This is a genomic window from Streptomyces sp. NPDC088923 (assembly GCF_044749745.1).
Classification (GTDB): domain Bacteria; phylum Actinomycetota; class Actinomycetes; order Streptomycetales; family Streptomycetaceae; genus Streptomyces.
Genome location: NZ_JBIVIO010000006.1, coordinates 145,736 through 158,360, shown reverse-complemented (window position 1 = coordinate 158,360; position 12,625 = coordinate 145,736). Strand labels below are relative to the sequence as shown.

The window sequence follows — 12,625 nt, the reverse complement described above, 5'->3', positions numbered from 1 at the left end:
AAGTGTCCATAGTTCCTCCAAGAAGAAACGACACAGCAAACCCACAGGTCAACGAGGAGATTTCAGGCATACATTGGTCAAGTTCCCACACGTGCAGTGACGTCGGTCACAGGCCGAAAAGGTTGTATCCCAAGTGGGACATCCTCGCCGCTCCGGGCAGTCCGCTTCCGACGCCGTCGGCTCAGCAAGATCATGGGGGGAGGTCGGCCTCAGCCCTGTCCCGGCGTTCGGACAGGGCCTGGGACGTGATGCACTCGCGCCGACTCGCCCGGGACTACGAGCGCTGCCCGCCACCAGCGCGGCGATGATCCGGTGGTCGATGGTCACGCGGATGAGCCGGCGTCTGGCACGGCCACAGGCCGCCGGCCGGCACTGAATGCCCCCGACGCCTCCAGTAGGAGCCATCCGCGCTCCGCCAGGCGCCGGGCCTTCGAGCGCACCCCCTCGACTTTCGCCGATACCGTCTCCAAGCTCAGCGAAGCCGTGATCTCCCTGGCCTTCAGCGGCCCCTGGACCGCGGACTGCTGCTCGTCGAGCACGCCCGGAATCCGCTGGTGATCGGGAGCCAGCACCGTCATTGGCAGTCCTTCGCGCCAAGGCGGCACGATTGAGCCCGGCACCGGCGCGGGCGAGAACACGGTTTCCCCCTTCGCTTCGGTCAGGGCGGTGGTCTCGGCAGCCGAGGCCGCCAGCGCCTCCACCAGTTCCTCCCGCGCGATCACCCGCCGGTCCAGCTCGATCTCCGCGGCCTCCAACACCCCAGCCAGTCGCGCGACTTCCTCACGCAGTTCTTCCACCCGCGCCCGGGCCGTCGTCTCCCGCTCCTCCAGCATTCCCAGCACCGACGCCATCGCGCACCCCTCGATCACGGAGCCGAAACAAGACGCCGCATGCCTCCCTCATTCCGAGTTAGACCATGCCCGACCAGCGAAAACCAAGCGATCATGTTCGGTTGAGATACGGCTTCTCAACCTCTCTGGCCGCCCCCGCATCGCCCCCATGCTCCAGTACGGCTACCGCTGGCTCCACCCCGTCGACGACCCCGCCACCGACCTCCGCCAGGACCCGGCCCTCACCTCCATCGAGCAACAACTCCTCGGCCTACCCGACCGACACCCGGACGGCTCCCTCGCCAAAGGCGCCGGAGCGGCCCCGATCCGCTCCTAGTGGAAGAGCCGATGACCGCTTGTGCAGCGCCCCGAAAGCGCTGGGGGAGTGGCCCCGATGCCCCGCCATGCGTCGCTCACCAGGTCACCTCGGAAAAGCTGTCCGCCAGGAAGAGCTGCTCCCGCTTGGCGCTTGGGCTGGGAACGGTGGTTTGTGTGAAGGGCGCCCTCCACACAGGTTGAGGCACGAGGGGGCGCGAGCGCTTCGGTGCGCATCTGTGGCTGAGCGTGGCTGCCTTGCGCGGGCAGACGACATTGGACGCGCGCACGCCCCCTTCTGAGCCTGAGCCTTGGGGGCCAGTTGGGGACCAGACGGGGTGCATAGCCCCTCACGACATGCCTGATCCCGCACGTTGTACACCCTGATTTGTGACTTTATGTCTAAGCGAAAGGGGTACCGCCTACTCCTGGGGGTCAAGGGGTCGCAGGTTCAAATCCTGTCGTCCCGACTGGAGCGAGTCGGCTTTTCGGGGCCGGTACCGGAGAAATCCGGTACCGGCCCTGAGGCGTTTATGCGGACACGGATCACGAGGCTTCAGCCGTCGGTCGGCAGGGATGCGCCGAGGGGGGAGCGGTGCCGCTCCACGATCCCCTCGACGATTTTCATCAGGCGGTCCCCCGCTTGATCGACGCTTCCGTTCTGCGTGCTGACCTGCGCGCCTTCGAGTACGAAGGTGATCTCGGCCGCGGCCTGTTCGGGGTCGGGCATCCCGGCCTCGGTGCACATGCCCACCAGCCTGCGGGTCTGGTCGGCCTTGTGCTTCTCGATCACTTGCCGGGCGGGATGGGAGCGGTCGGGCAATTCGGCGAGGGAGTTGATGAACGGGCAGCCTCGGTGCGAGAGGGCCGGCAATCCCTCGGCGATGAAGCGGGCCAAGCCCATGATCTGCTCCCCGGGCCGGCCGGGGTGTTCCGTCCGGACCCGGTCGAAGGCCGCCTGGTAGTCGGTGGCGACGATCCGCATCCACTCCGCGACCAGCGCGTCCTTGGTCTCGAAGTGCCGGTAGATCGCCATTTTGGTGGTCGCCGCCTTCTCGGCGATCGCCTGGACGCCCACCCGCCGGATTCCCTCGCTCTGGAAGAGCTCCTCCGCCGCGTCGAGGATGCGCTCACGGGGCGGCAGTTTCGCCACCCTGCTCGGCCTTCTGGTGGTCGATGCCATGACTACTCCGTGACGTCCGCTCGGGTGCGGGGCCCTTGCCTCACCGCTCCACGGTACCACTGCGTTCCGTTCGATACCGTTGGGTATCGTAAGAGACTCAGAAGTATCGTTCTTTGTGCTGGGAGTAGAAGTGAGAGTTGCCGAGTACGTGAGCTACGACGCGGTCGGACTCGCGGAGCTGGTGGCCGAAGGGGAGGTGACCTCCGCCGAACTGCGAGCAGCCGCGCTGGAGGCCACGCGGGCGGTCAATTCGCGGATCAACGCCGTCGTGGAGACCTGGCCGGCTGACGACGAGCCCGAGCCCGGCAGCACACCGCTGGCCGGGGTGCCTTTCCTGGTCAAGGACATCGGAGCCGCCATGGCCGGGCGGCGCATGGAGCTGGGCAGCCGCCTCGCGGCCGGCAACGTCGCACGCGCCGACTCCTTCCTGACGCTGCGCTTGCGTCGCGCCGGCCTGGTGACGTTCGGACGTACCGCGACTTCGGAGATGGCCTACAGCATCACGACGGAACCAGTGCTGTACGGCGCGACCCGCAACCCGTGGAACCTCGAGCGGAGCGCGGGCGGCTCCAGCGGGGGCGCGGGCGCGGCTGTGGCGGCCGGAGTGGTCCCGATCGCGCACGGCACCGACGCCGCCGGCTCGCTCCGTATCCCCGCGGCCTACAACGGCCTCTTCGGACTGAAGCCCACCCGTGGCCGGGTCTCCATGGGCCCCGACTTCGACGAGCTCTTCAGCGGCCTGGCCGTGCCCGGCAGCGTCAGCCGCACGGTCCGCGACAGTGCGGCCCTGCTCGACCAGATCAGCGGCCCGGAACCGGGTGACCCCTACTTCGCCCAGCAACCGTCCCGGCCGTATGCGCGGGAAGTCGCCCGCCCCCCGGGCCGGTTGCGGATCGGTGTCCTCACCCAGGCATGGGGCGGACGCCGCACCACCGCACCGGTGGCCGACGCCCTCTCCCGTGCCGCGGGTCTGCTCGAATCCCTCGGCCACCAGGTGGAGGAGGCCGAGGTCGACCTCGGTGCCGACTGGGAGGAGTACGTCCTGGCCAACGCCCGCCTGTTCACGGCGAACCTCGCGGCCTCGCTCGACGAACTGGCTACCGCCTTCGACCGGCCCATCGATTCCTCCACCCTCGAACCGGCGACCCTGGCCGGCTACCACTACGGGCAGCGGATCAGCGGAGCTCAGTTCGTCGCGGCTCTCGCGATCCGCAACCGGGTCGCCCGCAGCCTGGCACAGTACTTCGACACCTACGACATACTGCTCACCCCGACCGTGCCGGAGCTGCCCGTATCAATGGGCACCTATACCGAGAGCGCGCAGACGCTGGACGGCCTCGGCTGGATCGACCGCGTCTTCGACCGCTCGCCGTTCACCATGCCGTTCAACATGGCGGGCACTCCCGCGATGTCCGTGCCGTTGACGGCCGACGCCGAAACGGGGCTTCCGATCGGTATGCAGTTCGCCGCCGGATACGGCCTCGAAAGCCGCCTCTTCCGCCTCGCCGGCCAACTCGAACAGGCAAGCCCGTGGACGGGCCGCATCCCCCCGGTCTGGGCAGGGAATCGCACGGGCCGCTGAGAAGCGCCCCACAGTCGGCAGCCAACGAGCCATGGGGCTGAGCGAGTGGGACAAGCGCACCTCGCGCACGTCGTCCAGGTACTACGAGCCTCGCGCACGGTCACGGTGCGCGCCACCTGCACCACCCTCGATCGTCGACCCCACCTGCCGACGTTCCAGGAAGAGGTCCCGCTCATGTCCGCGGTGTCCAACTCCGGAACACGCCGAGACGTCGAACCGCGAGGGGCGGTTCCCTTGCCGGCTGGGGAACCGCCCCTCGGGCTGTCTCCTCGGGCGCCCTGGCCGACGCGTCGGCGTCCCCGCGCGGACGGTGGCCGCGGGCTCCTCGTGATCGAGTGCGGTCGCGAGCTCGGCCGTGGCCGCGCCGACGGGCCCGTGCCGGATCGTCGTGGGCGGCCGTCTTCGTTCAGCGCACCGCCACGGCCTCGATCTCGATCAGCATGTCCTCGTCGGACAAGGCGCTGACCTCTGCCAGCAGACTGGCAGGCCGGCAGTCCACGGCCGCGAGTTCGTCCATGAGGACGCCGTACTGGGCCTTGCACGAGGAGAGGTCGGTGGTGAAGACGCGGATCTGCACGACGTCCGCCATCGTCATCCCGCCCTCTGCCACGGTCTCGCCCAGCCGCCGCAGCGCCAGCCTCATCTGCCCGGCCATGTCACCCCGGTGAGCGATGCCGCCCTCGTCGTCACGGGCCTCGTGCCCCGAGACGAACAACCAGCTGCGCGGCTCGTCCACCCTGACGGCCCGGTTGTACATCAGCCGCTCGCCGGCCATGCGCGGGCCGATCTCATGGATCACCATCAGACTCCGTTCCTCGTTCCTCTGCTCGGTCAGTCCAGTCGAAGACTCTCCTCGACACCTGCCGCGCGACACAGGTCGCCCCGCCGGTAACGCGCCCCCTGCGTGATGCCCCTGCTGCCCCGCACAACAGCACAGCCGCCTACGTCGAGCCTTCACCGGTCGAGCCTCCACCGAGCACGCCGCCCGGGCCACGTGGGCACGGAGGTGGGGGAGAGGCGCACCGCCGCCGCCCCTCCACGCCCTCACCCGGGTGCCGCCCAGGTGTCAGGCCGCTGTCCCGGCACGCGCCAGCCCGGGCGGGACGAGTACGTTCTGCACTGCGGGCCCGACGAGTGTCACGAGCGTCTCGCGTTCCGCCGCCGTCAGCGCGGGGACACCGACGATGTTCCGTCCCATCACCGCGGCCGAGCAGCCTCCCCACCTGGCGGCGATCAACCCCTGGGAAGGCGTGAGCGACGTCTACCGGGACCTGGTGAGGCGCGGCGGCATGCCCGACACAGGCTTCGCGGGGCAGCTCCAGGAGGGCAGCTTCTTCGGCAAGGGGCAGAAGGAGGACGTCGTCGCTGAGGCCGAGCGGCATCCGCTGATGGACGGCCTGTGGGAGAACAAGATCCCCCGGTTCGAGAACATCACCGTTCCCGCGTACGTCGTCGCCAGCTACTCCAACACCCTGCACACCGCCGGGACCTTCCGCGCCTGGCGCCGGATGGCCTCCGAGCAGAAGTGGCTGCGCGTCCACAACGGCCAGGAGTGGCCCGACTACTACGACGAGGAGAACCGCGAGGACCTGCGCGGATTCTTCGACCACTTCCTCAAGGGCGCGGACAACGGTTGGGAGCAGACACCACGAGTGCGCTACTCCGTCCTGGACCTCGAAGGCGGGGGCCGGGTCAACGTCCCGGCCACCCGGTTCCCGCCCACGGACGTCACCCCCACCAAGTACTACCTGGACGGCCGTTCGCGGACACTGGCCACGACGGTGCCCACCGCGGAAGCGACGGCGGGGTACGTCGTCGGGGCCAACCCGGACACCGTGTCCTTCGTGACGCGCTTCGACCGGGAGACCTTGCTGGTCGGGTACCCGAAGGCGCGGCTCTGGGTGGAGGCCGACGGTTACGACGACATGGACCTGTTCCTCCTCGTCCAGAAACTCGACGCGTACGGCACGCCGTTGCAGGAGTTCACCGTGCCCAACCAGGGGGCGATGATCCAGGACGTCACGGAGCGGGGCGCCTCGATCCTGCGGTACAAGGGGTCCGACGGGCGCCTGCGTGTCTCGATGCGCCACCTGGACCCGGCGCTGTCCACCGACGAGGTGCCCGCCCACACCTTCGACCGGGTCGAGAAGCTCGCTCCCGGTGAGGTGGTCGAGGTGGAGATCGACCTGCTCCCGGTCGGGCTCGCCTTTCACCCGGGCGAACAGCTCCGCCTCGTCATCAGCGGCCGCTCCCCGCTCGGCACGATGATGCCCGGAAACCGCGAGTACGTGCCCGCCAACAGCGGGCGGCACGTTGTCCACACCGGCGGGGAGCGCGCCTCGTACCTCCAGCTTCCCGTGAAAGCCGCGTGACCTCACCGGCTGTCCCGCGCACTCCGCGCGTGGGAGGTGCGCGGGGCGAGTGGACGGCTCAGGTGCTCCGGGAGGCGGCAGGTTCCACCAGCTCCACGAGGACGCCGCCCGCGTCCTTGGGGCGCGAAGTCATGTGACGGCGCGCAGTAAGCGAAAGCGCGTGCGAGCTGGGGGAGTTGGGTCTTTCAGCGTCATTGGCTCGACAGGGCTGGAACCCATCGGCAGTGGGTCGTGCGAGCCGCCGCCGACCACTCCTCAACCGGCAACACCCCTTATACACTCGTTGATCTCGGCGGCGGACTGGCCGGTGAACAGTGGCCGCACGTTCCCCCGGAAATGGGCTGTGGACCTCCCGGACGTACGGCGTCGCCCCGCTTTCCGTTCCCCCCACACACAACTCAGCCAGGAGACCGACATGGTCACACGCCGAACGTTCCTCACGGCCTCGGCGACGGCGGCGCTCGGGATCGCCGCGGTCGGTGGCGCGTCCGCACCGGGTTTCGCCGCGTCCAGCGCCGAAGCGCTGGGTACCGACAACGCTGCCGCGGCCTTCGCCGCGTTCAACAGTGCCTTCCTGATCTCGGACGGGAACCAGCGGTACTACAAGGAGTCCCTCGACAAGACGACCAAGGACTACTTCTGGCGTCAGGCGTTGGACATACAGGCGGTGCAGGACGTACACGACAGCGCCCCGAGCACGCGGACGCGCGACCTGATCGGCAGCCTCCTCGACACGTTCCTCCAGCAGAACCAGGGCGGCGGCGGACTGTACGACTGGGACTGGAACGACTACAACGACGACCTGCTCTGGGCGGGGCTGGCCTTCGCGCGCGGCTACAAGATCACCGGGAACCAGACCTACCTGAACCAGGCGAGATACGCCTTCGACCGGGTGTACGACCGCGGCTGGGACGACGCCCTGGGCGGCGGCGTGTGGTGGAGCGTCGAAAAGCGCGAGAAGAGCGCGCTGAGCAACAGCCCCGCGACCGTCCTGGGCTGCCTGATCTACGAGTCGAACGGTGACGGCTGGTACCTGGACAGGGCGCGCGAGATCTACGACTGGGTGTGGGCGAAGCTCCTCGACCGCTCCACCGGCGGCGTATACGAGAACATGCGGGCAGACGGGAGCCTCTCCAGCGGACAGACCGTGTACTCGGCGGGCGCCTTCGTCAGCGCGGCCCAGGCCCTCTACCGGGACCAGGGCCAAGGGAGCCTCTTCGACGACGCCAAACGGACCGTCGACTGGGTCGTCCGGGACCGCACCGTCAACGGGATCATGACCAACGGGCAGCGCGAGGGCACCTGGCAGTCCGAATTCGCCCGGGGCATGGGCGAGTTCGTCCGTGAGAACAACCTGTGGGGTCAGTACTACGACTTCATGAAGCGCAACGCGGACGCGGCGTGGAGCGTCCGGCGTACGGACCTCGATCTCGCCTGGAACCGGTGGGACGCGCAGACGCCGCGCGGCGACACCCGGGCGGTCGAGGCCATCGGAGCGGTGATCATGCAGGCGGTCACTCCGGCCGCTCGACCGTAGCGAGGAGGTGTGCGGGACCCGTGGGCGGCCCGTGGCGCGCGGCCTCCCACGGGTCCCTCCGCCGGACGCGGGCTGGGATCAGCCGCGGCCCCACTTCTGGTGGGCGGCTCCGTCGCAGGGCCAGATGATCACCTGGGTGCCGTTCGCCGTGCCGGCGTCGTAGGCGTCGAGGCACTCGGTCGGGAAGACCCGGAGCTGGTTCGAAGCGGTCGACGTCCAGGTCTGGTTGGCGCCGCCGTCGCAGTCCCACAGGGCGGGCCGGGTGCCATCGTCCGTCCGGCCGTCGGGCACATCCAGGCAGCGCCCGGAGCCCGCTCCCTTCACGGGGCCGGCGACGGCGTCCCGTGCCCACTTCTGAGCGGCCGCGCCGTCACAGCCGCGGATCACCAGCGCCGTACCGGCGGAGGTCAGGCGCGCTTCCCGCTCACGGCGGGGAGCCGGGCGAATTCCCGTACGCTTCGGTCGCATTCGAGAGATTGCCGTACGCCCCTCTCGGTGTTCACGCGCGAACGGCCCGTGGGGTCGGGCGGGGTCGGATCGGGGCCCGTCCCGGACCGTCAGGGCGAGGGGACGCCGTCGAGGTAGGCGCGGACGGCTCCCGCCGTCTCGTCGCGCCTGCCGAGGACCAGCAGATCCGGTCCCGGTGGTGCGCCGCGCAGGGGCCGGTAACGGAGACCCGGCAGCGCGATGTGCTCCGTGGCGGTGGGAACGAGGGCCACGCCGGTGCCCGCCAGGGCCAGAGCGAGGGCACCGAGGGTGCTGCCCACCAGGCGGACCCGGGAGCGGTCCTCCTCGGCGGCGGGCCAGAGCCGGGAGAGGACGGTCTCGTCCTCCTCGCCGCTCGCGAAGACGATGAGGTCGTGGGCGCGCAGGGCGGAGGTGGTGACCGAGGACGCGGAGGCCAGTTCGTGGTCCGCGCGCAGGGCGACGGAGAGCGGAGTGGGCGCGCGGCGTGCGACCCGTAGCCCGTCGGTGTCGCCCAGGCTCAGGTCGGGGCAGTAGCCGAGGTCGAGCGCGCCGTCGCGCACCGCCTGGACCTGGGCGGCCGGCGGCAGCTCGGTCAGGGTCAGCTCCACGCGTGGGTGCGCCCGGCGGAAGTCGCGCAGGTCGTCCGAGAGGACGCCTTGGAGGACGGCGACGCCGGAGAAGCCGATACGGACCGCCCCCGTCTCACCTCGCAGCGACTCCCGGGCCACCCGCAGGGCGCGGCCGGCCTGAGCCAGGGCTCTGCGGGCCTCGGGCAGCAGCAGTTCACCGGCCTCGGTCAGCTCGACGTGCCGACTGGTGCGGGAGAACAGTCGCCCGCCCGCTTCCCGCTCCAGAGCCTGTATCTGGGCGCTGAGAGTGGACTGGGTGACGTGCAGGAGGGCGGAGGCCCGGCCGAAGTGCCGTTCCTCCGCGACGGCGACGAAATAGCGCAGGTGCCGCAGCTCCATCACGCCTCCGTTCCATCGTCGCCGCCGATTGGTCGATCGTATCTTTCGGTTGGACCTATCGCTCAGGCGGATGCACGCTGGACGCATGAACGTGACATCTCAGGACCGACAGGACATCGCAGACCTCATGACCGGGTGGATTCACCGGGACCTGGGCGAGTGGGACCGGCTGAAGGGCCTCTTCCATCCCGACGGTCGGATCGAGATCACCTGGTTCGAGGGGCGCGCGTACGAGTTCGTGGACGCGTCCGCCCGGATGGGCGCCTCGGCCTTCCGGACCAAGCACCTGATCACCTCGCCGGTCGTGACCTTCTCCGCCGACGGGACCCGGGCCGTCAGCGAGACCAATGCCGTCATCATCGGCGAGAACGTCGACCTGCGCCTCGGCTGCGAGGGCCACAACCGGTTCATCGACCGCCTGGAGAAGCGGGACGGGACGTGGCGCATCAGCGACCGCAAGAGCGTCTACGACTTCGGCACCTTCACCTTCCCCGCCGGGATCGTCGCCATCGACGCGGAGGCGGTCGCCCGGTACCCGCGGGAGTACGCCGCCCTCGCCTACCTGCTGGAGGCCAGCGGATTCCCGGTGAGCAGGGTCTTCGCGACCAGGGGCAGCGACCTGGAGCGCGACATCAAGGAGTCCGCCTTCGCCTGGCTTGGCGAGCGGACCGGAGTGTGACCGCCACCGGGGCGACCACCGGCGCGCGGGTGCTCCCCGGCCCCGCCACGCGGTAGCCGGGCGCGGCAGCGGAGTGGGGACGCGAGGAGGGGACCGCCGATGACGGGTCCTCAGAGCTCCGCCGAGTACCCCAGGTCGTCCGACATGGCCCGGGTCGAGTGCAGGAGTTCCGCCTTCAGACGGGGCAGGTCCTCCTCCGCGACGACGCGGGTCGGCATCACGAGCGTGACGACGAGGGGGAAGGAGTCGCCCGCCGTGAACACGGGGGCCGCCAGCGAGGTGACGCCGGGGATGACGCCGCCCACGGTGGCCGCCAGCCCGGAGTCCAGGACCTCTGCCCTGATCGCGGCGGCCCGCTCGCGGGTCGCCGCGTCCAGCGTCTCCCGCTCCGCCTGGCCGCGCAGTACCGGTTCGGTGAGCTGGGCGGGGAGGTGCGCGAGGTAGACCCCGCCCATCGCCGAGTTCAGGAGCGGCATCGTGGCACCGGCCCGGACCGTGATGGGCAGGGCGTGCGCGCCGTACTCCCAGCGCACGACGACGGGGCCGTGATCGCTCCAGACCGAGAGGTTCACCGCGTGCGAGGTGCGCTCCCGCAGCTCGGGCAGGTGCTCGCTCACGAGGGCGACCTCGTCCATGCGGCGCAGCGACTCGACGCCGAGCCGCCGCATCGCGGGGCCGAGGTCGTACCGCCCCGAGCTGCGTGACTGGGCGACGAGCCCGGTCCTGATCAGGCTGACCAGGTAGCGGTGCGCCTTGCTCGGCTGCATCCCGCTGGCCGTCGCGATCTGCGTGAGGCTCAGCGGGCCCCGCCCCTCCTCCAGGGCGCGCAGTACCGTCATCGCCAGCTCGACGGACTGAATCCCCTGCCGGGCGGGGGAGGACTCGGTGGGCTCGGAGTCGTCGGGATCGGAGGAGAGGCGAGGGGTCACAGGGGCGATCATAGTGACCGCCCCGGCGGCCGAACGCCCCTGGCCGTCCGGCCGCACCGGTACGGGCGGCGTGTGCCGTTCCGGTACGGGCCGTGCGCGCCGCGCGGGTACGGGCCGTGCGTGCCGTCGCCCGCACGTGGCCGGGCGCCGGCGCTCGCCTCAGGCCGCCGCGGCACCCTCGTCGAGCGCGTCCAGGAGCTCCGCCGCGAGGGCCGCCGTCGCCTCCGCGCCGCTCGCCGTCCCGTAGACGTAGAAGTCCGGACGGACGAGGACGGCCGAGCACCCCAGCTCCGCGAACCAGCGCGCGTAGGTGCCCTCGGCGTCCTCGACGACGGCCGCCTCCGGCAGGCCGGCGGCCTGCCCGCCGACCGCGACGACTCGGACCCCGGCCCGGTGCAGCTCCGCGGGCAGGGACGCGTCCCGGAGCGTGTCGCCCCGCGCGATGAGGTGGAAGCCGCCGCCCACCACCTGGTCGAGGAGGCCTCGCCGCGTACCGTCGTCGACGACGCCCTGCACCGACAGCTCGCCGCGCCCCGGGCACCCGGTACGGGAGAGCAGGCCCCCCTGGAGGCTGGGGAACCGCATGGGCTCGGGCGCCGAGGAGGCGGCGCGCCGGGCGAGGAGCGTCCGGTCGCGTTCCGCGGCCAGCTCGGGGTCGCGGAGGGTCTGGAGGTGGCCGAGTTCGATGCCCTTCTCGGTCACGGCGCGCACGTGCGGTTCGCGTTCCGCCTGGTACGTGTCGAGCACCGCGTCCGGGGCGGACCCGCGCAGGACGTGGTCCAGCTTGAAGGCGAGGTTCTGCGCGTCGCGGAAGCCGGAGCACATGCCCTGCCCGAGGAAGGGCGGCATCTGGTGGGCGGCGTCCCCGGCGAGCAGGACGCGCCCGCGGCGCCAGTCGTCGGCCACGAGCGAACGGAAGGTGTAGGTGGCGACGCGGATCAACTCGGCGTCCTCACCCGTCAGGTAGGGGGCGACGCGCTTCCACACCCGCTCGGGGGCGCGTTCGGTCTCGAAGGCGTCGACCGAGTCGAGCATGAAGCTGAAGCGGTGGTGGTCCGGGCCGAGCGAGATGATCGACGTCGGGCCCGCCGGGTCGCCGAGTTGCAGCGCCATGGGCACGCGCGTCGCGCGGCGGAAGCGGAAGTCGCAGACCATCCAGGGCTCGGAGAAGCCGTAGTCCTGGAGACCGATGCCGAGCGCCGAGCGGACGAAGCTGTTGCCGCCGTCGCAGGCGACGACGTAGCGCGCGGTCACCTCGCCGCGCCCCTCGGGACCGTCCACGGTGAGCGTGACGTGCCCGTCGGACTGCTCCAGGCCGACGACGGAGCGGGAGTGCCGGACCTCCACGTTCGGCAGCGAGCGGCAGAGGCCGTCCAGCGCCTCTTCCAGGTCCGGCTGGTACATCATGTTCCACTCGGGCCAGCCGCTGCGCCCGACCGCCGCGAAGGACTGCTCCATGAGCAGGTCCCCGCCGCCGTTGCGCCACTCGTAGGTGCGCTGCACCCGCACCTTCGGCAGCAGCGTCCCGGCGATGCCGAGCCGGTCCAGTGTGCGCATGGTCTCATCGTCGAAGCTCGCGGCCCGCGGCAGGTTGTACAGGCCCGCGTACCGCTCCAGGACCAGCACCCGGTGCCCGGCGCGCCCCAGCAGGCTCGCCACCGCCATGCCCACCGGGCCGTATCCCACCACCGCCACGTCCACCGGCGCGTCCCCCACGGCGTGACCCACCCCAGCGTCTTCCGTACCCGTCATCGCGCACCTC

The 12,625-nt window shown here is 70.7% G+C and carries 12 protein-coding genes; 5 read left to right on the top strand and 7 right to left on the bottom strand.

The window, feature by feature from the left end; all coding sequences use genetic code 11:
* Positions 1–323: 323 nt before the first annotated feature.
* The gene (locus tag ACIP4O_RS22980; RefSeq protein ID WP_401577049.1) at positions 324–851 is read right to left on the bottom strand and encodes a hypothetical protein; all 528 of its coding nucleotides are present in this window, start codon (positions 849–851) and stop codon (positions 324–326) included.
* A 148-nt stretch (positions 852–999) separates the two neighbouring features.
* Between ACIP4O_RS22980 and ACIP4O_RS22975 the strand changes: the two genes are divergently transcribed.
* A complete protein-coding gene (locus tag ACIP4O_RS22975; protein WP_401577047.1) occupies positions 1,000–1,167 on the top strand; it encodes a hypothetical protein in 168 nt (55 codons plus the stop codon).
* 534 nt (positions 1,168–1,701) lie between these two features.
* Here the strand turns inward: ACIP4O_RS22975 and ACIP4O_RS22970 are convergent.
* On the bottom strand, positions 1,702–2,328 hold the full coding sequence (locus ACIP4O_RS22970; protein ID WP_401577045.1) for a TetR/AcrR family transcriptional regulator: 627 nt from the start codon (positions 2,326–2,328) through the stop codon (positions 1,702–1,704).
* Between the two features lie 130 nt (positions 2,329–2,458).
* Between ACIP4O_RS22970 and ACIP4O_RS22965 the strand changes: the two genes are divergently transcribed.
* Positions 2,459–3,910 carry an amidase gene (locus tag ACIP4O_RS22965; RefSeq protein ID WP_401577044.1) on the top strand — a complete coding sequence of 484 codons (1,452 nt, stop codon included), beginning with the start codon at positions 2,459–2,461 and terminating at the stop codon, positions 3,908–3,910.
* Between the two features lie 406 nt (positions 3,911–4,316).
* On the opposite strand, the gene ACIP4O_RS22960 is transcribed toward ACIP4O_RS22965, so the two are convergent.
* Positions 4,317–4,712, bottom strand: coding sequence for a Rid family hydrolase (locus ACIP4O_RS22960; protein ID WP_401577042.1), 396 nt, complete (start codon positions 4,710–4,712; stop codon positions 4,317–4,319).
* 382 nt (positions 4,713–5,094) lie between these two features.
* On the opposite strand from ACIP4O_RS22960, the gene ACIP4O_RS22955 reads away from it, so the two are divergent.
* Entirely contained in the window at positions 5,095–6,282 is a 1,188-nt protein-coding gene (locus ACIP4O_RS22955; protein WP_401577040.1) for a CocE/NonD family hydrolase, read from the top strand.
* 415 nt (positions 6,283–6,697) lie between these two features.
* The gene (locus ACIP4O_RS22950) at positions 6,698–7,819 is read left to right on the top strand and encodes a glycoside hydrolase family 76 protein (RefSeq protein WP_401577038.1); all 1,122 of its coding nucleotides are present in this window, start codon (positions 6,698–6,700) and stop codon (positions 7,817–7,819) included.
* A 78-nt stretch (positions 7,820–7,897) separates the two neighbouring features.
* On the opposite strand, the gene ACIP4O_RS22945 is transcribed toward ACIP4O_RS22950, so the two are convergent.
* Positions 7,898–8,287 (bottom strand): RICIN domain-containing protein, encoded by a 390-nt coding sequence (locus tag ACIP4O_RS22945; protein WP_401577036.1) that lies wholly within the window; start codon positions 8,285–8,287, stop codon positions 7,898–7,900.
* 89 nt (positions 8,288–8,376) lie between these two features.
* Positions 8,377–9,255, bottom strand: a complete 879-nt coding sequence (locus ACIP4O_RS22940) for a LysR substrate-binding domain-containing protein (protein WP_401577034.1) — start codon at positions 9,253–9,255, stop codon at positions 8,377–8,379.
* An 85-nt stretch (positions 9,256–9,340) separates the two neighbouring features.
* Between ACIP4O_RS22940 and ACIP4O_RS22935 the strand changes: the two genes are divergently transcribed.
* Entirely contained in the window at positions 9,341–9,934 is a 594-nt protein-coding gene (locus ACIP4O_RS22935) for a nuclear transport factor 2 family protein (protein ID WP_401577032.1), read from the top strand.
* A gap of 110 nt (positions 9,935–10,044) precedes the next feature.
* Here the strand turns inward: ACIP4O_RS22935 and ACIP4O_RS22930 are convergent, their stop codons facing one another.
* Both ACIP4O_RS22930 and ACIP4O_RS22925 read right to left on the bottom strand, forming a co-directional pair.
* Positions 10,045–10,863, bottom strand: a complete 819-nt coding sequence (locus tag ACIP4O_RS22930) for an IclR family transcriptional regulator (RefSeq protein WP_401577031.1) — start codon at positions 10,861–10,863, stop codon at positions 10,045–10,047.
* 159 nt (positions 10,864–11,022) lie between these two features.
* A complete protein-coding gene (locus ACIP4O_RS22925; RefSeq protein WP_401577030.1) occupies positions 11,023–12,615 on the bottom strand; it encodes a bifunctional 3-(3-hydroxy-phenyl)propionate/3-hydroxycinnamic acid hydroxylase in 1,593 nt (530 codons plus the stop codon).
* Positions 12,616–12,625 lie beyond the last annotated feature (10 nt).